Origin of the sequence: Yoonia sp. I 8.24, assembly GCF_022096995.1 — a bacterium.
GTDB lineage: Bacteria > Pseudomonadota > Alphaproteobacteria > Rhodobacterales > Rhodobacteraceae > Yoonia.
In genome coordinates, this window is the sequence record NZ_JACXGQ010000006.1 from 169579 (window position 1) to 190483 (window position 20905).

The 20905-nt window shown below is 55.4% G+C and carries 19 protein-coding genes; 4 read left to right on the forward strand and 15 right to left on the reverse strand.

What is annotated here, in order from left to right; all coding sequences use genetic code 11:
• Nucleotides 1-68 precede the first annotated feature (68 nt).
• The 12 genes from Yoon_RS13670 to Yoon_RS13725 form a co-directional block, all read right to left on the reverse strand.
• On the reverse strand, nucleotides 69-1661 hold the full coding sequence (locus Yoon_RS13670; protein ID WP_238112894.1) for a phosphate ABC transporter substrate-binding/OmpA family protein: 1593 nt from the start codon (nucleotides 1659-1661) through the stop codon (nucleotides 69-71).
• Between the two features lie 570 nt (nucleotides 1662-2231).
• The gene (locus Yoon_RS13675; protein WP_238112896.1) at nucleotides 2232-3305 is read right to left on the reverse strand and encodes a BMP family ABC transporter substrate-binding protein; all 1074 of its coding nucleotides are present in this window, start codon (nucleotides 3303-3305) and stop codon (nucleotides 2232-2234) included.
• A gap of 24 nt (nucleotides 3306-3329) precedes the next feature.
• The gene (locus Yoon_RS13680) at nucleotides 3330-4244 is read right to left on the reverse strand and encodes an ABC transporter permease (RefSeq protein WP_238112898.1); all 915 of its coding nucleotides are present in this window, start codon (nucleotides 4242-4244) and stop codon (nucleotides 3330-3332) included.
• On the reverse strand, nucleotides 4244-4579 hold the full coding sequence (locus tag Yoon_RS13685; protein WP_238112900.1) for a hypothetical protein: 336 nt from the start codon (nucleotides 4577-4579) through the stop codon (nucleotides 4244-4246). The genes Yoon_RS13680 and Yoon_RS13685 overlap by 1 nt, the downstream gene beginning before the upstream one ends.
• Nucleotides 4576-5655: an ABC transporter permease gene (locus Yoon_RS13690; RefSeq protein ID WP_238112902.1), complete on the reverse strand. Its 1080-nt coding sequence runs from the start codon at nucleotides 5653-5655 to the stop codon at nucleotides 4576-4578. Before Yoon_RS13690 ends, Yoon_RS13685 begins: the two co-directional genes overlap by 4 nt.
• A complete protein-coding gene (locus Yoon_RS13695) occupies nucleotides 5642-7165 on the reverse strand; it encodes an ABC transporter ATP-binding protein (protein ID WP_238112903.1) in 1524 nt (507 codons plus the stop codon). The genes Yoon_RS13690 and Yoon_RS13695 overlap by 14 nt, the downstream gene beginning before the upstream one ends.
• Entirely contained in the window at nucleotides 7162-7902 is a 741-nt protein-coding gene (xdhC, locus tag Yoon_RS13700; RefSeq protein WP_238112905.1) for a xanthine dehydrogenase accessory protein XdhC, read from the reverse strand. Before xdhC ends, Yoon_RS13695 begins: the two co-directional genes overlap by 4 nt.
• The gene (xdhB, locus tag Yoon_RS13705) at nucleotides 7899-10199 is read right to left on the reverse strand and encodes a xanthine dehydrogenase molybdopterin binding subunit (RefSeq protein ID WP_238112906.1); all 2301 of its coding nucleotides are present in this window, start codon (nucleotides 10197-10199) and stop codon (nucleotides 7899-7901) included. Before xdhB ends, xdhC begins: the two co-directional genes overlap by 4 nt.
• On the reverse strand, nucleotides 10196-11548 hold the full coding sequence (locus Yoon_RS13710; RefSeq protein ID WP_238112907.1) for a xanthine dehydrogenase small subunit: 1353 nt from the start codon (nucleotides 11546-11548) through the stop codon (nucleotides 10196-10198). Before Yoon_RS13710 ends, xdhB begins: the two co-directional genes overlap by 4 nt.
• Before the next feature lie 184 nt (nucleotides 11549-11732).
• Nucleotides 11733-12032, reverse strand: coding sequence for a helix-turn-helix transcriptional regulator (locus Yoon_RS13715; protein WP_238112908.1), 300 nt, complete (start codon nucleotides 12030-12032; stop codon nucleotides 11733-11735).
• A 138-nt stretch (nucleotides 12033-12170) separates the two neighbouring features.
• Nucleotides 12171-12794, reverse strand: coding sequence for a hypothetical protein (locus Yoon_RS13720; RefSeq protein ID WP_238112909.1), 624 nt, complete (start codon nucleotides 12792-12794; stop codon nucleotides 12171-12173).
• 1 nt (nucleotide 12795) lies between these two features.
• Complete coding sequence (locus tag Yoon_RS13725) at nucleotides 12796-13182, reverse strand: hypothetical protein (RefSeq protein WP_238112910.1); 387 nt, start codon at nucleotides 13180-13182, stop codon at nucleotides 12796-12798.
• A gap of 208 nt (nucleotides 13183-13390) precedes the next feature.
• On the opposite strand from Yoon_RS13725, the gene Yoon_RS13730 reads away from it, so the two are divergent.
• Nucleotides 13391-14239: an AraC family transcriptional regulator gene (locus Yoon_RS13730; RefSeq protein WP_238112911.1), complete on the forward strand. Its 849-nt coding sequence runs from the start codon at nucleotides 13391-13393 to the stop codon at nucleotides 14237-14239.
• Between the two features lie 212 nt (nucleotides 14240-14451).
• Here Yoon_RS13730 and Yoon_RS13735 read toward each other — a convergent pair whose 3' ends face one another.
• The gene (locus Yoon_RS13735; protein ID WP_238112912.1) at nucleotides 14452-14922 is read right to left on the reverse strand and encodes an SRPBCC domain-containing protein; all 471 of its coding nucleotides are present in this window, start codon (nucleotides 14920-14922) and stop codon (nucleotides 14452-14454) included.
• Nucleotides 14923-15011: 89 nt separating this feature from the next.
• Between Yoon_RS13735 and Yoon_RS13740 the strand changes: the two genes are divergently transcribed.
• Together Yoon_RS13740 and dnaE are read left to right on the forward strand one after the other, a co-directional pair.
• A complete protein-coding gene (locus Yoon_RS13740; RefSeq protein WP_304957302.1) occupies nucleotides 15012-15365 on the forward strand; it encodes a helix-turn-helix domain-containing protein in 354 nt (117 codons plus the stop codon).
• 151 nt (nucleotides 15366-15516) lie between these two features.
• The gene (gene dnaE, locus Yoon_RS13745) at nucleotides 15517-19017 is read left to right on the forward strand and encodes a DNA polymerase III subunit alpha (RefSeq protein WP_238112913.1); all 3501 of its coding nucleotides are present in this window, start codon (nucleotides 15517-15519) and stop codon (nucleotides 19015-19017) included.
• Here the strand turns inward: dnaE and Yoon_RS13750 are convergent.
• Nucleotides 19014-19313, reverse strand: a complete 300-nt coding sequence (locus Yoon_RS13750) for a hypothetical protein (RefSeq protein ID WP_238112915.1) — start codon at nucleotides 19311-19313, stop codon at nucleotides 19014-19016. The genes dnaE and Yoon_RS13750 overlap by 4 nt on opposite strands.
• 146 nt (nucleotides 19314-19459) lie before the next feature.
• Here Yoon_RS13750 and Yoon_RS13755 point away from each other — a divergent pair, with 146 nt between their 5' ends.
• A complete protein-coding gene (locus Yoon_RS13755) occupies nucleotides 19460-20551 on the forward strand; it encodes a Hint domain-containing protein (protein ID WP_238112917.1) in 1092 nt (363 codons plus the stop codon).
• A gap of 13 nt (nucleotides 20552-20564) precedes the next feature.
• Here Yoon_RS13755 and Yoon_RS13760 read toward each other — a convergent pair whose 3' ends face one another.
• On the reverse strand, nucleotides 20565-20768 hold the full coding sequence (locus Yoon_RS13760; protein WP_238112919.1) for a SlyX family protein: 204 nt from the start codon (nucleotides 20766-20768) through the stop codon (nucleotides 20565-20567).
• Nucleotides 20769-20905 lie beyond the last annotated feature (137 nt).

Below are 20905 nucleotides of genomic sequence, written 5' to 3' on the forward strand. Positions count from 1 at the left end.
CTAATCGGGAATTAACAGAGAGAATAGGGGAAATGGTGGCGGGCGCTGGGGTGCGCCCGCCCGATGGTTTAGCCGTTCGCGGCTTCGATCCATACTTCAACGCGGCGGTTGATCTGGCGTTCGTTTTCAGAGTTGTTACACGCTGATGGTGAAATTTCACCGTAGCCCGCTGTTTCCATTTCAATTCCGGCCAAGCGATCGCCCGCTATGTTTTGCAATTCGGCACGTACTTGTTCCGCACGTGATTGCGACAAAGTCCGGTTGCTGTCGAAAGCGCCCACATCGTCTGTGAACCCAACGAACATGATCTTGGTGCCTTCAGGCTGCGTTTCCAGGTAATCTGTCAAACGCTCAAGGTTCAAGATGCCGCGCTCATCAAGGTTTTGGGACCCGGTGCGGAAGCGGAATGTTGTTGACAGGCGGTCATAGTCAACCATCTGCGACAGCATTTCGCGCATGAAGCCGCCTTCGTAGGCATCGGCACTTGGGTCAAGCAGCGCACGTGCACGGCCACCATCAAGTGTTTGTGCCCGACGGTCGATGCCAAGGTCGATGAACCCGGCTTTGGCGATCACTTCGTCTGCAGCTTCGGATTCAGCGTAGTGGATGAAATCCATTGTGGCTGTATCTGCGGTATCGTCACGTGTGTAGAGATATAGCAACCGTTGCAACGCATATTCTTGTGTCCGCGCCGAGAACGCGTCAGGTGTCATTGTGATCCCGCAATCGTTCACCAATGTCAGCGCGCTTGCACCACGTTGGAACGCATAGCCCACAAAGCCGATGGCCGTTTCATCTGCGTTGATTTGTGCAGCCATTTCGTTGTTCCCAGGAACAACGATGGTGTCTGACAAAGGCGCAGGGACCTGATCGCCATATACACCGTTCATAAAGACTGCGCGGGTACCAGAATCAGCGGGGCGATCAACCAATGTGATAACAGCGTCTTCGCCACCCAATTCCGACCAGTTCGAAATCGCGCCGCTATAAATACCGCGGAGTTGCTCCATCGTGACCGTTTTCACAGGGTTGTCTGGGTGTGTGATGACAACCAAGCTATCGACCGCAATGATGTGTTCGCTATCGATGCTGACCATATTGCCTGCGCCATCAGCACGCAGGGCACGTGCTTCATCAGGTGTGATACGGCGGGATGCCATGCCGACCTGTGCTGAGCGGTCCAGCAACGTTCTAAACGCATCGCTAGAACCAGTGGACGTTACAAGGTAAGATCCCAACGGATCACCAAAACCTTCGTCACCAACCAATTCGGTGATGAACTGGCCGTCCGTACCTGTACCAGTTTGTGTCGCGTCGGCGTTCAGGTTTGCACCGTAACCAGAAAGCAGCAACGGCATCACACCAAGACCAATCGTATCAGACCCAGCGATGTTGATGTCCGCATCGGCGGTTCCAAAGGTCGGACAGTCCGCACCCTCACAGCTCACGCGTGATGCTGCGATACGTAGTTCGCCAAGTGCTGTACGGATGACGTAGTTGTTATCTGTGAAAGAGACGAACTCACCTACAAGGTTAACCGTGCCGTCAGCGGACTTTAGCGAAACTTCGCCAGCCATTGTCGCGGCGGGAGTAATGAGCGCGGCCGACAGTGCCGTCGCTGAAACTAGATTTTGGTAAGATTTAAAGACGCTAAGGCCCATGATTGTTCTCCATAACTCGTTGTTCAAACTGTAAAAATCTATGAGCATATTTCCGCCCAATGGTGACTAAAAACAACCTATACTTTTGTATAAGCAGACTGCCCTAATTCCGAGTACTATCGCTGGTTGTTTTTTTACTGTATAATCAAAAAGATTCGTAATCGTTTTAGGCTTCGGTCGTGCGTTTCTGCAGGCGGGACGGTGAAAGAAAAGTAATCCCATCTAAATCTCGTTATCTTAAGGTGCTGATTTAGATTGTTAATTGCTCCCTGCATTATAGGGCTCGATGGTCATCAGTAATAATTTACTATTTTAGTGTGGTTTTCCTGACACGCTATTGGAAATAGTGCGAAATACCCGCTATGGGTGAATTTATGTCATCAATGTGTTCGTGGAAGGGGTGGCCGGCGCGTGAATGACGGTAAAAAAGGCGAGTCCCTGCAATTAGAGCATGGCAAGTGATGCCTTTGAGACGAGGAATCGTATCTGCGTAACTGCCAAGGGTAGTGTAAATACCAAAAAAGGCCCCACCTTTCGGTGAGGCCTTTTCGAAAACGGTCTTATCAAGGCTTATTGTGGGATATCGCCTGTCAGACCTTCAACGTAAAAGCTCATGCCGGCCAATGTGCCGTCGTCAGCTGTTTCACCATCAGCCAACCATGCAGAACCGTCTTGTTTGTTCAGCGGGCCTGTGAAGGCATGGTATTCGCCAGATGCGAGGCTATCGCGGAGCGCTTCAGCGGATGCTTTCACGTCAGCAGGCACCGCGTCAGAGATTTCACCGATGCCAACCATGCCAGCGCCGATACCATCCCAAGTGTTTGTGCTTTCCCATGTGCCGTCCATGACAGCTTGGGTCCGGGCGATGTAATAAGGTGCCCAGTCATCGATGATGGAGGATACCCGTGGGAACGGGCCGAATTCAGCCATGTCGGACGCCTGACCAAATGTCACAACGTTGCCAGCAGCCTGTGCTGCGGCTTGTGGTGCGGTTGAATCAGTGTGCTGCAAGATCACATCAGCGCCTTGTTCGATCAGAACACTTGCGGCTTCAGCTTCTTTTGCAGGGTCAAACCATGTGTAGGCCCAAACGATTTTGAACTCGACGTCAGGGTTTACAGCCTTGGCATGGATATAGGCAGAGTTGATACCACGGATAACTTCGGGAATTGGGAATGACCCGATATAGCCGATCACGTTGCTTTCGGTCATTTGACCCGCAATGTGACCCTGTACCGCGCGGCCTTCATAGAAGCGTGCAGAATAGACAGACACGTTGTCGGCTTGCTTATAGCCTGTCGCGTGTTCAAACATCACGTCAGGGAATTTTTCTGCGACATTGATGGTTGGGTCCATGTAACCGAATGATGTGGTAAAGATCAGGTCAGCACCGCCAAGTGCCATCTGCTGCATAACGCGTTCAGCGTCTGCACCTTCTGGAACGCTTTCAACGAACACAGTTTCAACCGCGTCGCCGAATTCTTCTTCAACAGCCAAGCGGCCTTGGTTGTGCTCATATGTCCAGCCGCCGTCGCCGACAGGCCCAACATAGATAAAGCCAACCTTGGTTGGGTCGTCAGCAAAAGCTGTCGTTGAAAGGCTCGCGGCAAGCGTTGCCCCTGCCAATATTGTTTTCATTGTCATAAGATATCCCCTTGGTGGTGTGCCTCAACGTGAGGCGTGAAAAGATTGGCCCAGTGAACCTGGCGCACGTCCAGCCCGCATAATAACCAGAACGGCGATGGTTGCCAGATAGGGCGACATGGAAAGATATTCGACCGGGATCGCCATTCCCGCTGCTTGTAGGTTTAGCTGTAGAACAGTCACGCCGCCAAATAAATAGGCGCCCAGCAAAAGCCGCATGGGCTTCCAGCTTGCAAAGACCACAATCGCCAGCGCGATCCAGCCCGCACCTGCGGTCATACCTTCGGTCCATTGTGGTACACGCACGAGGCTTAGGTACGCCCCGCCAAGCCCCGCACAGGCCCCGCCGAACATAATCGCCAGCATCCGCACCCGTACAACATGATAGCCGAGCGCATGGGCGGCTTCGTGGTTTTCACCGACCGCGCGCAGGATCAGCCCCGCGCGGCTGTATTTCAGGAACGCCCAAACGGCGACGACAATCGCCAGCCCGACATAGACCATCGGATCATGCTGAAACACGATTGGTCCGATCACCGGAATGTCGCCGAGCAATGGAATATGCCAATCTGGGAACTCGGGTGCTTTGATCCCGATATAGTTTTGCCCCATTAGCGCCGATAGGCCTAACCCGAATAGGGTCAGCGCAAGCCCGGTGGCGACTTGGTTCGCCAGCAAAAACTGTGTCAGGAACCCGAATAACAATGACAGCATCGCGCCGCCGATTGCCGCACCTATAAACCCTAGCAAGGGCGACCCGGTATTCACCGCGACGATAAATCCGCAGACCGCGCCGGTGATCATCATGCCTTCAACGCCAAGGTTCAAAACCCCCGCGCGTTCCACGATCAATTCGCCGACGGCAGCCAGAATGATCGGGGTCGCCGCCACCATAAGCGAGGCGAGCAGAAGGACGGGGTTGATTGCTGAGAGGTCCATTAAATAATCTCCAGCAATTGACCGACCAAAACAAAAGAAACGATAAAGCTAATTAGCAAACCAAGAGCGCCAACATGACGCTTCGCACGAAGTTCATTCGTATCATGCGAAACTGCGCCAGGTTCTGAAGCGGCGGATTTCCTGTGCAACCCAATCCCATATTCCAGAAGTAACCACAGCAATTGCACAGCAATGAATCCCCATGCGATGAATGCGAAATCAGTAAATAGAACTAGTGCAATCATGGCTAAAGCGAAACCTGTCATCAGCTCAGTCAAAAAGCTCATGGCGGCGACCACACTGCTAACTAGGTTAGTAAATTGAGTCCCGATCATATTGTCGCCCCTTTGCCAAACCGCAGGCGGTAATTTGTAAGCACATCCACCATCAGCAAGAAGAACAGCAGCATCCCTTGCATCAATTGGATCGCGGCACCGGGTAGGCCGAGGTTGGACTGCGCGATTTCGCCGCCGATGTAAGTAAGTGCCATGAGGCCTGCAGCCAGTAGAATGCCGATAGGATGGAGCCGACCGAGGAAGGCGACGATGATAGCGGTGAACCCGTAGCCCACGTTGAAATCAATGCTGATCTGGCCTGCGGGGCCTGCGACTTCGAACAGCCCAGCGGCCCCGGCGAGCCCGCCTGAAATTCCCATGCACACCAGCACCAGAAGTTTCGGGTTCACGCCAGCGAAACGGGCGGCACGCGGGCTTTGCCCGGCAAGGCGCACGTTAAACCCAAACTGGTGGCGTGAAAGGGTGACATAGGCAAAGATCACCGCGATCATCGCCGCGACCACACCCCAGTGCATGCCTGCATTTTCGGAAATCCAACTGCTTGCGCTATCGTATTTGGCAAGGTTACGTGATCCGGGGAAACCCATACCGTCTGGATTGCGCAACGCGCCAAGCGCCATGGACGCCAGCAATTGTTCGGCCACGTAGACCAGCATTAAGGATACAAGAATTTCATTGGTGTCGAATTTGACCTTCAATATCCCCGGGATCAGCGCCCACAACGTGCCGCCCAGCACCCCTGCAATGACCATCAACGGAAAGATAAGGAACGATTCCGTTGGATAGAAGGCGAGCCCGACAGCCGCGCCGCAGATGGCACCGACGATATACTGGCCCTCGGCCCCGATATTCCAGATGCCAGCGCGAAACCCGAACGACAGCCCAATCGCAATGAGCGCAAGCGGCGCACCTTTGATCAGCAGTTGCGGGCGGTAGAACCATGCGAATTCAGAAAACAGCGGGTCAAAGAAAATCGTGCGGATTGTCTCAATCGGGGCCTTGCCCAGAGCCGCAAACAAAAGCCCGCCGCAAATCATCGTCAAGACCACGGCCAATAGTGGCGCGGCCAATGTCCATGCTTTGGAAGGTTGGGGGCGTTTTTCAAGCATCAACATGGGACACCTCCATATCATGCGCACCACCAAGCATGAGGCCAATTTCTTCGACGGTCAGACCCTGCGCTGGGCGTGGGTCTGAAAGGCGGCCCTCGTTCAACGCGGCAAAGCGGTCTGAAATCTCCATCAGCTCGTCCAAATCTTGGGAAATACAAATCACTGCGGTGCCTTTGGCAGCCAAATCAAGCAGCGCTTGACGGATCGCGGCGGCGGCAGAGGCATCAACGCCCCATGTCGGCTGGTTCACGACTAAGACAGCGGGGTCTTGCATGATCTCGCGGCCAATCACGAATTTTTGCAGGTTCCCGCCGGATAGCGACCGCGCGGCGTTATTGGCACCCGGTGTGCGCACGTCGAATGTGGTGATCACATCCTCGGCAAAGCTGCGGGCTTTGCGCCAGTTCAAGAACCCTTTGTTGGATAGCTCTTTGCGGGTCGTCGCGGTGAGCACGGCGTTCTCGATCAGTGACATATCGGGGGCGGCGGCATGGCCCATGCGTTCCTCGGGAGCCGTCAACAGGCCGATTTCGCGGCGCTGGTTGGGGCCAAGATGGCTGATGCTTTCACCCTCAAAGCGGACCATCCCGGTCGCTGTGCGTATCTCACCAGACAGGGCTGCGACCAATTCGTCTTGGCCATTGCCCGCGACGCCGCCGATGCCCAGAACCTCGCCTTTTTGGACATCAATCGTGATGTCGCGCAGCGCGGTGCCAAATTGGTGTGGGGCTTTGGCGGAAAGGCCATTCAGGGCAAGCACGGTCTCGCCGGCGGGTCGCGCGGCGCGCTCGGGCACATGCAGCGCGGTGCCGACCATTAGCTCGGCCATGTCGCGCGCACTGGTCGCGCGCGGATCACAGGTGCCGACGACTTCGCCCAAGCGCAACACGGTCGCATTTTCACAAAGGGCGCGAATTTCCTCGAGCTTATGCGAAATATAAAGGATCGCCGTGCCTTCAGCGCTGAGTTTGCGCAGGGTTTTGAAGAGAATTTCGACCTCTTGCGGGGTCAGCACCGATGTCGGCTCATCCATGATCAGCAGTTTGGGGTCTTGGAGAAGGCAGCGGATAATCTCAACACGCTGGCGTTCACCCGCAGATAGTTCGCCCACAATGCGCGTCGGATCGAGCGGCAACCCATATTGATCAGAGACCGCGCGCACCTGTGCCGCGATTTCGCGTTGGGGCGGCGGGTTTTCCATGCCAAGTGCGATATTTTCAGCGACATTCATCGCGTCAAACAGCGAAAAATGCTGGAACACCATCGCGACGCCGGATGCGCGCGCGGCACGCGGTTCGGCGGGTGTAAAGGGCGTCCCGTTCAGCATCATCGTGCCGCTATCGGGTTTCACCAACCCGTAGATCGTTTTGACCAAGGTGGATTTTCCCGCGCCATTTTCGCCTAACAACGCGTGGACTTCGCCGGGCATGATATCGAAAGATACGTCCTTATTTGCGACGACGCCAGGGTAGGCTTTGGTCAGCCCGGACAGGGCAAGCAGGGGCTGGGTCATGCGATACGGTCCTTGGTCCGGTGGGTCTGGTTGCTGATCATCGCGGTTGCCACGCCAAGCGCAAGGGCGGCGGGGTGTTTGCCAAGTGATGGATCGCCGATTGGACACGCGATGCGTGCGACATGCGCAGGGCTATGCCCTAATGCCGTGAGCCGGGACTGGAAACGCACCCATTTTGTTGCTGACCCGATCAGTCCGACGCTGTTGAAATCGTGCGATAGAATCGCGTGGCACAGCGCAAGGTCCATGTCGTGGCTATAGGTCAGGATCAGATGCTCTGCATTTGCAGGTGCGTGTTTAACCGCAGCGGCGGGGTTTGCGGCGATCAATGTCGTCGTTTCCGTCTGCGGGAAACGGTCGGCAGCGGTATCCACCCATTTGATTGTGAAATCGGGAAGCGGTGCCATGACATTGACGATTGCGCGCCCAACGTGGCCCGCGCCGTAGATCCACAAAGGCCGGGTTTGCTGTGCGGTCATCGCATCGGCCTGTTCCCACAATAGCGAAACGGACCCGCCGCAACATTGCCCAAGACGCGGCCCTAGCGGGATCGTTTGTTGTTGCTGTGCGGTACCGTTTTTCAACATGGCGCGCGCCTGCGCGATTGCATCAAATTCAAGCCGTCCGCCGCCGATTGTCCCTTCGGTACGGTCCTCCCAAACCATCATTTGCGTGCCTGCATCGCGCGGGGTTGACCCGGCGGTCTTGGTGATGGTGATAGTGATGCAATGGGTCATGCGCGGGTGCGCCCCACGGCGCGCAAGATTTCTTCGGCGGTGGCGGGGGCTTGCAGGTCGCCGTAGTTTGGTCCGCAAGCGCGGACCGCATCTGCCAACGCGAGGAAGGCCGAAATCCCGAGCATAAACGGCGGCTCGCCCACCGCTTTGGACCGATAGATGGTTTGCGCCGGGTTTGGTGCATCCCACAAGGCCACGTTGAAAATATCGGGGCGGTCTGAACAGGCCGGGATTTTATAGGTGGATGGCGCATGGGTGCGCAGCCGGCCTTTGTCATCCCAGATCAGCTCTTCGGTGGTCAGCCAGCCCGCGCCTTGGACGTAGCCGCCTTCGACCTGTCCAATATCAAGCGCAGGGTTCAGCGAGGCACCCGCGTCATGCAAAATATCCGTGCGCAGAATGCGGTTTTCGCCGGTCAGCGTGTCGATGACGACTTCGGTGATTGCGGCACCTTGGGCGAAATAGAAAAACGGGTTGCCCGTGCCTTTGACCCGGTCCCATTTCAGTCCCGGTGTTTTGTAAAACCCTGTGGCCGAAAGGCTCACCCGGTTGAAATAGGCCAGCCCGGCGGCCTGCGCAAAGGTGAACGTTTGCCCCGCGACAGTGACTTGCCCATCTGCAAATTGCACCTGATCCGGGGTGGTGTCGTTGAGACCTGCCAAGCAAGCCGCGATCCGGTCGCGGATCGTGTCGCAGGCATTGGCGACGGCCATCCCGTTTAGGTCTGACCCGGAAGAGGCCGCCGTTGCGGATGTATTGGGTACTTTGGCCGTGTCGGTTGCGGTGATTTTCACGGCGCTGACGTCGATCCCGAACCGGCTGGCGGCGACTTGCGCCACCTTTTGAAACAGCCCTTGGCCCATTTCTGTGCCGCCGTGGTTGAGATGCACAGAGCCGTCTTGATATACGTGCACCAACGCGCCCGCTTGGTTCAGGTGCGACAGGGTGAATGAGATTCCGAATTTTACAGGGCTGATCGCGATCCCTTTTTTCAGGATCGGATTGGCGGCATTCCACGCGGCGATTGCGCTGCGGCGATTGGCATAGTCAGAGGTTTCCAGCAAATGGTCCGTCATGTCATGCAAAATGAAATCAGTGACGGGCATGTGAAAAGGGGTCGTTTGTACGTAGGGTGGATCTTGATCCACCTCTGCGCACATGGGCGCGTAATAGTTGCGTTGTCGGACCACCACCGGATCAAGCCCCAGATCATCGGCAATATGATCCATCACCCGTTCAATGCCAAACACACCTTGCGGTCCGCCAAACCCACGGTAGGCGGTGGCCGATTGTGTATTAGTTTTGAGCCGGTGCGACGTGATCCGCGCGGCGGGCAGGTGGTAGGCGTTATCAGCATGCAGCATCGCGCGGTCGGCAACGGGTAGCGATAGGTCCAGCGCCCAGCCACAGCGGGTCATTTGCGTAAAATCAACGCCCGTCAGCTTGCCATTGTCATCATATCCCGCCACATAATCGATCCGGAAATCATGCCGTTTTCCGGTGATCATCATATCGTCGTCGCGGTCGTAACGCATTTTGCAAACCCGCCCGAGCGCGCGTGCCGCCACAGCACAGGACACCGCCAACGCGTTGCCTTGGCTTTCTTTGCCGCCAAAACCGCCGCCCATGCGCCGCACTTCGACCCGGACGCCATGCATCGGCACACCAATGGCCTCAGCAACCTTATGTTGGATTTCGGTGGGGTGTTGGGTCGATGAATGCACCAACATATCGCCACCCTCTTGTGGCACCGCGACGGCAGCTTGCCCCTCAAGGTAAAAGTGTTCCTGCCCGCCCATATTCAGCGTGCCACGCAGTTGGTGGGGCGCATCCGCAATCGCCGCATCCACATCGCCTTTGGTCCAGACAACCGGACCATCCTCGAACCGACTATTCGCGGCAAGCGCCTGTTCTATTGTCAGGATCGGCGTTTCTTCGGTGTAGTCAACGTTGCCCAAACGCGCCGCTTTGCGGGCGTTCAGATGGCTGTCCGCAACAACCAAAAACAGCGGTTGCCCTAGATAATGTACCGTACCAGTCGCCAAAAGCGGTTCATCATGGATGGAGGGCGAAACATCATTGGCAAAGGGCAGATCATCCGCGGTCAGCACAGCAACAACACCGGGGGCTGCGCGCACGGCATCAAGGGTCATCGTATAGCAGCCGCGCGCGATCTCTGACGTGCCAAACGCCAGATGCAACGCGCCTGCAGGCGTTGGAATGTCGTCGATATAACGGGCGGTCCCAGTCACGTGCAGCTGGGCGGCATCATGTGGAAGCGGTTTTGCGACGCTCATGGTGACACCTCCAGCACGTTGGTGGCCTGTCCTTTGCTGTCCGCGAAATAGCGACGCAACAGGTTTTGCGCGATCTCAAGACGATACGCGGCAGAGGCGCGCATATCGGACATTGGTGTATAATCAGTGGCAAATGCGGGTGCCGCCGTGTCGATCGTGGCCTGTGTCCACGGTTGCCCGATAAGCACGGCTTCAACATTGGACGCGCGGTGCGGTGTGCCTGCCATGCCACCAAAGGCGATACGCGCGTCTGTCACCAACCCATCGGTGACCGTGATGTTGAAACAGCCGCAAACCGCAGAGATATCCTGGTCAAAGCGTTTCGAAATTTTGTAGCAGCGCAGGTCTGGCGCGGACTTGGGAAGGGTGACCCCTGTCACCAATTCGCCAGCAGCGCGGTCTTGTTTGCCATAGGCAATAAAGAAGTCTTCGATGGCCATGTCGCGGGTCGCATCCCCGCGACGCAGGTGCAGTCTCGCCCCCATCGCGATCAGCGCGGGCGGGTTATCCCCGATGGGGGACCCGTTCGCGATATTGCCGCCGATTGTCGCGGCATTGCGCACCTGTTCGGATCCGTAGCGGCGGATCATCTCGGCCCAATGCGGGTGGTACTCGCGTGCGAGCGCCAGAACCTCGGTCATTGTCGCGGCGGCGCCAATATGAATGTCTTCGTCAATGTTGACGGCCCGCAGTTCCACGCAGCGGTTCAAGAAAGCCACATCAGGCAGATCACGCAGTTGTTTGGTCACCCAAAGCCCTACGTCGGTCGCCCCGGCGATCAGGGTCGCATCGGGGTTGGCGGCGCACCATGTGGCGAGTTCATTTAAGGATTGAGGGGCATAGGTGGCCGGGTTGACGTCCGGCAATGCATCATCCAGCCATGTCGGGACTGGCTGGTCCTCGGCGGCTTTGGCCGCGCGAATAATTGGCGCGTATCCGGTGCATCGGCACAGGTTGCCCGCGAGCACATCATCATGATCCGTGCGGCCTTGGGCATGGCCCGCCGCCATAGAGGCGATGAAGCCCGGCGTGCAAAAGCCACATTGTGATCCGTGGTGTTTGATCATCGCATCTTGGACCGGGTGTAATTGGCCGTCAGGGCCGCTGATACCTTCGACGGTACGCACGGATTTTCCATGCAGTTGTGGCATAAATAGAATGCAGGCGTTCAGGGCTTTGTCGCCGCTGTCATCGCGCACCAGAACGGAACAAGCGCCGCAGTCGCCCTCGTTACAGCCTTCTTTGGTACCGTTGAGCCCGCGTTCCACACGTAACCAGTCAAGCAGGGTCTGCGTCGGCGCCGCATCAACCTGCACGGTTTCCCCGTTCAGAAGAAACGTGACATCCATAGTGTAAACCTGCCGCCTTACCAAATATGCAATGCACCCCGATGCGTCGATGCGGCGTAGACGCGTTAGGAACCCAGCCCATCAAAGCGATGCAATGGCGTCTTGGCAAGGATAAACATGTAGTGCGCTGCAAAATATTTAACTAAACGATCAATTTTTGAGCGATCCTGTCGCCTGATCTGGGCTAAAGTGGCGCGGCTTCAGGCCGACGTTCCCATAGGTGGCGCTGCCATGCGAGCCAGCCCTGCGCCTCGATCAGGGGTTCATAGGCGAGGTGACAACTTCGCACGCGCCCCTTTTTGATCGACCGCACGATCCCCGCTTTTTCAAGCACGCCAAGATGGCGCATGAATGTCGGCAAAGCCATGGCGTGGGGGGCGTGCAATTCGCTGACACTCGCGGGGCCATTGGCCAGCCGTTCAATTACCGCCCGACGGGTCGGATCGGACATAGCCGCGAAGAATGAGTTGAGTTGCTCTGTCATCGGACCGTCATATTTCCGATTCTGGCAGGGGTCGTCAATGCTCAGGTCATGTTATCGGCGGGGTTCTGTTACCCTGGGCCGGTATTGCGCTCGGATCAGGCGCGCATCCGATAAGGGTGAAGCCTTTGTGGGTATTGATCATTCGGTCGGAGTGGAGGCCGAAAGGTAGTTGGTCATAAAGATTTTCCCAGACAACCATTCACTACGCATAATTCCCATTCCTGTGAAGGCGGGATGCTCGTGTGGGTAAATCGGTGAGAGCCACAAGAAGAATTCTATCGTGGCAGGGACAACAATGCCGTCGCTGCTACGCCAGTAGCCCGTACCACTATAGCGTGGGAACGCCTCGGGATCATCACATCCGGTGACAATTCCCATATCATCTAAGCGTGTCCCAAAGTCAGTCCAGGCGGGGGACTCGTATTCTGTCGGGGGGAGCCGTTCCAAGGTAAATCCGATGGTGTCCGCGCCCTCATAATCGACATATAGCACGAGGGTGTCGTCAACCCGCTCTAATGTCCCTGTTCCGAACACGTCGGCGATGCCGCGCCCCATCATCTTGCCGTCTCGGAGCTCAACTACTGCGTTTGCCGCTGCGATAGACATCAGTAAGTCGTCTACTGAATGCGAACCGCAATATCCGACGTTTGCAAACGACGGTGTTGAAAACGCGCTCAGCGCAAGTGAGGCCGCTACGCCGCATACATAGCGCAGTTTTCGCAGGCTAAGATTTTGGAAGACGTCCCTTGCTAAGGCGATCATTTTACCACCCTTCCGCTAAAAATGCGTCCGCAAAGCTGCGACGAATATAGAGCGTGCCATCGCTTTGTGCTGACATCGCGCTCCAACCCCATCCGGCGCCTGCTTTGAGGTCACGGCATCGTTGGTGTTCTTCGGGCGTAATATTGGTGATGACCATCGCGTCCGCCTCGCTGGTGCAAAAGGCGCGGATCCCCTCGTTCCGGCCATTGAGCGTAGTTTCAACGGCAAAACCTTTGCTCGCAAGCTCACTCGCAACCTCTGCACCCGCTTCCGCTTCGCCAGCGAGAACAATTGGATTGGGGACGGGGACCGGGGAATTTGGCGACGGCGGCGTTTGAACACATCCAGCCACAATAGCAGCTGTCGCGACCAGTGGAGTAAATTTCATTGATTTAATCCTTTGTTTTGTAAAGCAAATATATTTCCTTTGCATTTTGGGGCCGTGATCCTGAAGGGGTGTTAGCGACCACGAGAAAACAGACTGGGAAACGCGCCAACACCCCGCAACCGGCCCACACCCAACGCGTACAAGTGACGACCAAACTTGTATTGAATATTTCGGCAGGCCAGAATTTAATGGTTTCAAAGGACTTTTCATGCCGAAGCCGCCAAATCCCGACATCTACCGCCCAATGGAATTGCCGACATCTATTCGACCTTATGTGCGTCGCGCTCTGGTGGCGGACAGTAATCAGAGCGTCGATATGGAGGTTTCAGTACGTGCAACGGGCTATCACTATTTTGGCTGGGTGTGGCGCGGTATCTGGCAAGGCGAAGTCAACGGCAAGACGCTGTTTAGCAGTGATAATGACGGTACGTTACATCTTACTGGTCAGGTTAAGCAGGGCGACGTCATAGCAAGAATGAAGCGCGATATTGGACAGATTTTTCTTGAGTTTACGGCCCTTGGGCATTTTCAGCTTTTTGGCATAACGGGAAAAAAAATGGTCGAGAATGCGGTCGATCCGCAAATGCTTAACCCCGCGCTTGCACGACACTTCACGACACTTTGCGATGCCGGCGATATTTCCGCAAAGGCGCGCCTCGCGTTGCTGGCCGATGTGTTTTCCGAATTACCAAAGTGGGAAACGCCAAACGGGCTGGTCGCGGCAATCGCCCAAATGGAAGCTGCCGACGGTGACATTCGCATTTCTGCACTGGTCGACGATCTGGATTTGGCTGAACGGCAGTTTCGTACCCAGTTCGAAACACTGGTCGGATTATCGCCCAAGACGTTTTGTAAGACGCTCCAGATCAACAGGGCTTTCAGTCAAGTGTTGATGAACAACGGTGGCGACCTCGCCGGGATCGCCGCAGAGGCGGGATTTTCCGATCAAGCGCATTTTACCCGCTCATTTAGTAAGTTCCTAGGCCAAGCGCCCAAACGCTACCTCAACGATGTCGAAACAACGCTTAAACGTTTTGTCGGGCAGTCGCGGGCTTAACCGTAAAAGGAATGCGCGTCTCCGCTTCATTTCGCGGGGGGCGTCAATGCATGTGGTGGCGTGTCGGCGGGTTTTGTAAAAAGTCAGATGGTTTTGGCGTGCCAGTCTAGACTGAAACAAGATGCGCTAGCTATCATTGCAACGCAGCGCAACGCAGCGAATGGCATCTACGAGCCCAGAGTTGCAGATGCTGCATCTCGAGCGAATGTCGGCTATGTATAGGAATGAGGTCTCGGTTCGTCACCATCCAGATAGGCCTTCAAACTAGTCTTGAGGAAATGGTTCCAGCCGTCCAGACAAATCCCCCAACAGTTTAGTGTTGGCGTCAATCCATCATGGGTCATCGTGATCTCTGTCTTGCCTGCAATGACTTCGAATTCCCAAATAATTTTTGTTCCCAACCACTCCTGATCGATTTCCTTTGGCTGGCCTTCGACTCTGTGATGCGCATCTACGCAAATCATCTCAAGGCGGCTGCTCCCCTTCATGACCGACGCTTCGAATGTCCAATATCCATAATCAGGAGGGAAACGTGCGGTCACTTTGTCTCCGACGGCTTTCAACCCGCCTTCGATAGTTTCTGTCCACCATTTTTCCATCTGTGTCGCAACAGCCTTGAAGCAGGCGTCTTGGGATGCCGATACTTGGATTTTCTCTTGATAGTTGTTTGTCGACTCAGCCATCGTACACTCCATTTTCTCTGTTCTTAATAAGAATCGTGGAAAACATCGGATTTGAAAAGTAGGCAACATCTTGATACTAAGGTATCAAAATGAGAGTATTGGAGTTTCATGTGCACGATGAGCCTGCGAAGGACCTGTGTCCAGCACCTCTTGTGTTTGCCATGATCGGTGGCAAATGGAAGTTGTCGATCCTTCAGATCCTGATTTTTAATGGAACAAAGCGGTTCGGAGAGCTTCGAAAGGCAATCCCTGAGATAACGCAGACGATGCTAACCAAACAACTGCGCGCTCTTGAAGGCGACGGTCTCGTTCAACGAAAGGTTTATGCCGAAGTGCCGCCAAGGGTGGAATACAGCGCCACGGACGATGCGATCAGGCTTACGTCTGCATTTGAGGCAATGCACCATTGGTGGGAAACAAGAACGTCTTCATCAGACGCTTGAAGTTCAAGCGGCCGCGCTGAGTTCATAAAACAGTTGACGAGGCGGTTTTGGGGGATAGCAGACCATCGCACGTCTATCCGAAACCGAAGCTTTGTCCGCATGACGGACTATGCCACCTTGTACCCGCCCAACCTTCAGATAGTTTGGGCGCATGACAACTGATCCTCGATTCATTCATCTGCGCGTGCATACGGAATATTCTCTGCTTGAGGGCGCTATTCCGGTGAAAAAACTGCCCGGTATGGCTGCGGCGATGGATATGCCTGCTGTTGCCGTAACGGACCGCAACAATATGTTTTGCGCGCTGGAGTTTTCTGAGGGCGCGTCAAAAGCAGGCATCCAGCCGATTATCGGCTGTCAGGTTGACCTACAGTATACCACGCCTGATCCCGGCAAACGCCCCGAGGACCCCGCGCCGATTGTGTTGCTTGCGCAGACTGAGGCCGGGTACATGAACCTGATGAAGCTGAATTCATGCGAATATTTGGATGCAGGTGGGCAGTTGCCGCAGGTCACGCTAGAGGATTTGGCGCAGTATCACGACGGGTTGATTTGCTTGTCCGGTGGGCCGGATGGGCCGGTTGGGCGGTTGCTTCGCCAAGGGCAGCGCCCCAAGGCTGAAATCTTGATGGACCGTTTGGCCGCGACATATCCGGACCGGCTTTATGTTGAACTCCAGCGTCATCCGATTGATGGCGGATTGCCCGAGGCCGAGCGCTTGTCAGAGCGTGGGCATGTTGAAATTGCCTATGCCAAGAACCTGCCGTTGGTTGCGACCAACGATGTGTATTTCCCCAAAACGGATTTGTTTGAGGCACATGACGCCCTGTTGTGTATTTCCGATGGGGCCTATGTGGATCAGCAAGAGCCGCGCCGCCGCCTGACCCCGCAGCACTATTTCAAATCGCCGCAAGAAATGGTGACGCTGTTTGCAGACCTACCCGAAGCGATTGAGAATACGGTTGAGATCGCGAAACGCTGTGCATTCAAAACCTACAAGCGCGATCCGATCTTGCCCAAATTTGCGGATGATGAGGTCGCAGAATTACGGCGTCAGGCCGAAGAGGGGCTGAAGGCGCGTCTTGCGATTATTCCCCATGCGGCTGAGGTCGCGGAATACGAAAAGCGGCTTGAATTTGAGCTGAGCATTATTGAGGGCATGGGGTTCCCCGGCTACTTTCTGATCGTTGCGGACTTTATCAAGTGGTCCAAGGATAACGGGATTCCAGTGGGGCCGGGCCGGGGGTCTGGTGCGGGGTCTTTGGTGGCTTATGCTTTGCTGATCACCGATCTTGATCCGCTTCGCTATTCGCTGCTGTTTGAACGGTTCTTGAACCCCGAGCGTGTGTCCATGCCCGATTTCGATATCGATTTTTGCATGGACCGCCGCGAAGAGGTGATCCGCTATGTTCAAGAAAAATATGGCCGCGATAAGGTCGGGCAAATCATCACCTTTGGTGCACTTTTGTCCAAGGCCGCCGTGCGCGATGTGGGTCGGGTGCTGCAAATGTCGTATGGGCAGGTGGACCGCCTGTCGAAGATGATCCCGGTCGAGGGCGTAAAGCCCGTGTCCATCGAAAAGGCGCTCGCGGATGAACCACGTCTGCGCGAAGAAGCCAAGAACGAAGAAGTCGTGGACCGGCTGTTGACCTACGCCCAGCAGGTCGAAGGTTTGCTGCGCAATGCCTCCACCCACGCGGCGGGCGTTGTGATTGGCGACCGTCCGTTAGATGAATTGGTCCCACTGTACCAAGACCCTAGATCCGATATGCCTGCAACCCAGTTCAATATGAAATGGGTGGAACAGGCTGGGTTGGTGAAGTTTGACTTTCTTGGTCTAAAAACCCTGACAGTCATTCAAAACGCGGTTGAGCTGGTCAAAAAGACCGGGCGCCCGTTGAATGTGGCCGCCGATGGGGCAGAGCTTTACCAGCCGCCCGCCGGGTTTGAATATGACATCGGGGCGATCCCGCTGGATGATGAGGCTTCTTATAAGCTTTATGCCAGCGCGAAAACGGTCGCCGTGTTTCAGGTGGAATCCAGCGGCATGATGGATGCGCTTAAGCGCATGAAACCCACCTGTATCGAAGATATTGTTGCGTTGGTGGCGCTGTACCGCCCCGGCCCGATGGAGAACATCCCGACCTATTGCGAGGTCAAGAATGGGCTGAAAGAAATCACATCGGTGCATCCGTCAATTGACCATCTGTTGGCAGAAACCCAAGGAATCATCGTTTACCAAGAACAGGTGATGCAAATCGCGCAGGTCATGGCGGGTTATAGCCTTGGCGGTGCGGATTTGCTGCGCCGTGCGATGGGTAAAAAGATCGCCGAAGAAATGGCCAAGGAACGCCCCAAATTCGAAAAAGGGGCGATGGAAAACGGGGTCGATAAGAAAAAGGCGTCAGAGGTTTTTGACCTTCTTGAGAAATTCGCGAACTACGGGTTCAACAAATCGCACGCAGCGGCCTATGCGGTTGTTTCCTACCAGACGGCTTGGCTAAAGGCGAACCACCCTGTTGAATTTATGGCCGGCGTGATGAACTGCGATATTCATCTGACCGACAAATTGGGCGTTTATTTCCAAGAGGTTAAGAAGGGTCTGGGGCTGGGGTATACCCCGCCTTGCGTGAATCGATCACAAGCGACCTTTGATGTGCATGAAGGCAAATTGGTCTACGCGCTGGGCGCGCTGAAAAACGTCGGCGTCGAAGCGATGAAGCTGATCGTTGATGGGCGCGCAGATGCGGAATTTGTGAACCTGTTTGATTTCGCGCGCCGCGTTGATTTGAAACGGGTTGGTAAACGTCCGTTGGAAATGCTGGCGCGGGCGGGCGCGTTTGATGTGCTTGATCGCAATCGCCGCCGCGTGATGATGAGCCTTGATGCGCTATCAGGATATTCCGCCGCGATCCACGATCAAAAATCATCAAACCAAGTATCCTTGTTCGGCGAAGCAGGCGACGATCTGCCTGAACCACGGCTTGCGGGCGGGGACGATTGGTTGCCGGCAGAACGGCTGGCCGAAGAATTTAAGGCGATTGGGTTCTACCTGTCGGGCCATCCGCTCGATGATTATATGGGCGCGTTGAAGCGCAAAGGCGTGCTGACCTTTGATGAGGTCACCGCCAAGGCTGAACGAGGGGCCTGTGTTGTAAAAATGGCGGGCACCGTGTCGGGGCGCCAAGAACGCAAATCCGCACGCGGCAACCGTTTTGCATTTGCGCAATTGTCCGATCCAACCGGGCAATATGAGGTGACGCTGTTTTCTGACACTTTGGAAGCCGCGCGCGACTATTTGGAAACGGGTAGTCAGGTGGTTCTATCTTGCGAAGCCACGATGGAAAGCGACCAGTTGAAATTGTTGGGACGCTCTGTCGCGCCAATTGATAATGTCGTCGCCGATGCCGGTGGGGCCGCGCTGCGCGTGTTTATTGACACGCCAGATGCAATTAATGCGGTGGCGAATATCCTTGCCAACGCGGCCAAAGACAGGGTGCGCGCTGGGCGCGGACCTGTTTATTTTAACCTAATGCATCCGGATCTACCCGGAGAGGTCGAATTGGACTTGGGCGATGAATTCCCAGTGAACCCGCAGATTAAGGGCGCGCTACGCAGCCTAGACGGCGTGATCGAAGTTGAGGACGCTTAGATTTCGAAAAATGGATCAAGCCGCGCAGTGGCGCGCGCGTTTTGAATGATACAGTAGTTGCGGCGATCATCTTCGAATTCGGGGATCGCCTTTGCCAGCCCTTCTAAATCTTTGACAGCAAGGATCATTGCGACACCTGTTTCGCCTTTGAATTCCGCTGTGTCCCGTTCGGTAAATGCGATGCCCATCACAATGTCTGACGCCGCGAACAACCGATGCGCCAAGTCTGGATCGAGCGCCGAGATACGATCAGTAAGCCGTTCTGCCGTTTGCGCAGGAAGTGTCACAATTGCCATGATGAAGCCCTTTGTGTTTGAGCGCAGAGGCGCGTATAGCCCCTATCCTTTTGTCTAGTTTACCTAAGTTTAGGGGTTCGGGAATAGGGTGGGTAACCGTTAGGTAAATATATTGCTTAATTCATTGCGTCGACTTGAGGTTACCCATGCCATTTCTATTTGATTGGACAACGTTTTCTAGCCCGAATGGGACGACCACGATCAATGATGGTGCAAATAGCACGACGTTTACGTCAACTGGCTTTAGCTCGTCAGGTGCAAACAACCCCGGCTATTATACGAACTTTGGCGGCACAATTTTTAGCGTTGGTGTCGGCGCTGGCGAGGAGTCTGGCGTAAACATGACGTTCTCGACGGCGGTCGACAACTTGAGCTTCGCGATTGTCGATCTGGACCAGGGGCCGGGTTGGGACGATCAGGTTCAAATTTTGGCCTATGACGTTGACGGGAACCTTCTGACCCCAACGTTTACGTTTGATCCAACAGTACACACGCAGATTAACGCGACCACGATCGAGGCTGACGGCAACAATAGTACAAATATTGATGGGCCGACCGCGCCGGATTCGGTGACCGTCACCTTCGATTCTCCGGTTGCGACAATTCAAATCATCACCTCAGGTAGTGACAGTAGCGGCGTAAGCTCTGCTGTCATTGGGATCAGTGATTTCACTGGCGACGTGGTTTGCTTTGCCCATGATACATTGATCGAAACTGATCGTGGACAGGTCCCGGTTCAAGATCTGAGGCCATCGGATTTGGTGCAAACGATGGACAACGGGTTGCAGCCTATCCGCTGGGTCGGGTCGCGCCGTGTGGCTGCGGTTGGGAAATTTGCACCGATCCATATCGCCAAGGAGGTTTTGGGAAATTCAACCCCGCTTGTTTTATCGCCTCAGCACCGCGTGCTCGTGCGGGGGTGGCAGGCGGAATTGCAGTTCGCAGAGCCCGAAGTCCTTGTTGCGGCGAAGCATCTGATCAATGACACCACGATCACACGGCGCGAAGGAGGCGAGGTCATTTATTACCATATCCTATGCGACCAACATGAAGTGGTCTACGCCAACGGCGCCCCCTGCGAGAGCTTTCATCCCGGCCAAGTTGGGCTCGATGGCATGGGGGCTGAACAACACGCGGAGATAATTGCATTGTTTCCAGAGCTTGAACACGATGCTGCCGGATTTGGCCCATCAGCGCGTATGACGCTCAAATCGAGCGAGGCTAAGGTGCTGGTGTGAAAATCGGCTGACCCTACCAGTGCGGTGGGCGTTGATCTGCGAGCGGGACTGTGCCGCCGCCGTCCAATTCACGCGATGCTTCGCGCTCCATCAACATCGCAAGACGCCGGGTCGCAAGCGCAAGCGCCGTTTCTTGCCGCGCGACGATGTCGGACAGGTCATCGACGGTGCGGGTCAAATGCGCGATTTGTTCTTCTAGGTGCTGAATATCGGTCATAATTCCCGTCTAGCGTAATGTATCGATGCTGCATAGGTGGGCCTGCGGCCCGCTTTGAGTATTTGTGGAAAAAAGAAGATATGGCGCGAATCTCGGTGATTGCATTGCTCCTGTGACCGTGGCGCGTTAAACGGCGT

Coding starts and splice junctions, on each gene's coding strand:
- Yoon_RS13675 (WP_238112896.1), bottom strand. CDS start 3,305: ATGACAATGAAAACAATATTGGCAGGGGCAACGCTTGCCGCGAGCCTT.
- Yoon_RS13750 (WP_238112915.1), bottom strand. CDS start 19,313: ATGGCAATTGTGACACTTCCTGCGCAAACGGCAGAACGGCTTACTGAT.
- Yoon_RS13670 (WP_238112894.1), bottom strand. CDS start 1,661: ATGGGCCTTAGCGTCTTTAAATCTTACCAAAATCTAGTTTCAGCGACG.
- Yoon_RS13690 (WP_238112902.1), bottom strand. CDS start 5,655: ATGTTGATGCTTGAAAAACGCCCCCAACCTTCCAAAGCATGGACATTG.
- Yoon_RS13680 (WP_238112898.1), bottom strand. CDS start 4,244: ATGGACCTCTCAGCAATCAACCCCGTCCTTCTGCTCGCCTCGCTTATG.
- dnaE (WP_238112913.1), top strand. CDS start 15,517: ATGACAACTGATCCTCGATTCATTCATCTGCGCGTGCATACGGAATAT.
- Yoon_RS13730 (WP_238112911.1), top strand. CDS start 13,391: ATGCCGAAGCCGCCAAATCCCGACATCTACCGCCCAATGGAATTGCCG.
- Yoon_RS13685 (WP_238112900.1), bottom strand. CDS start 4,579: ATGATCGGGACTCAATTTACTAACCTAGTTAGCAGTGTGGTCGCCGCC.
- Yoon_RS13715 (WP_238112908.1), bottom strand. CDS start 12,032: ATGACAGAGCAACTCAACTCATTCTTCGCGGCTATGTCCGATCCGACC.
- Yoon_RS13710 (WP_238112907.1), bottom strand. CDS start 11,548: ATGGATGTCACGTTTCTTCTGAACGGGGAAACCGTGCAGGTTGATGCG.
- xdhB (WP_238112906.1), bottom strand. CDS start 10,199: ATGAGCGTCGCAAAACCGCTTCCACATGATGCCGCCCAGCTGCACGTG.
- Yoon_RS13760 (WP_238112919.1), bottom strand. CDS start 20,768: ATGACCGATATTCAGCACCTAGAAGAACAAATCGCGCATTTGACCCGC.
- Yoon_RS13725 (WP_238112910.1), bottom strand. CDS start 13,182: ATGAAATTTACTCCACTGGTCGCGACAGCTGCTATTGTGGCTGGATGT.
- Yoon_RS13720 (WP_238112909.1), bottom strand. CDS start 12,794: ATGATCGCCTTAGCAAGGGACGTCTTCCAAAATCTTAGCCTGCGAAAA.
- Yoon_RS13755 (WP_238112917.1), top strand. CDS start 19,460: ATGCCATTTCTATTTGATTGGACAACGTTTTCTAGCCCGAATGGGACG.
- Yoon_RS13740 (WP_304957302.1), top strand. CDS start 15,012: ATGAGAGTATTGGAGTTTCATGTGCACGATGAGCCTGCGAAGGACCTG.
- Yoon_RS13695 (WP_238112903.1), bottom strand. CDS start 7,165: ATGACCCAGCCCCTGCTTGCCCTGTCCGGGCTGACCAAAGCCTACCCT.
- Yoon_RS13735 (WP_238112912.1), bottom strand. CDS start 14,922: ATGGCTGAGTCGACAAACAACTATCAAGAGAAAATCCAAGTATCGGCA.
- xdhC (WP_238112905.1), bottom strand. CDS start 7,902: ATGACCCATTGCATCACTATCACCATCACCAAGACCGCCGGGTCAACC.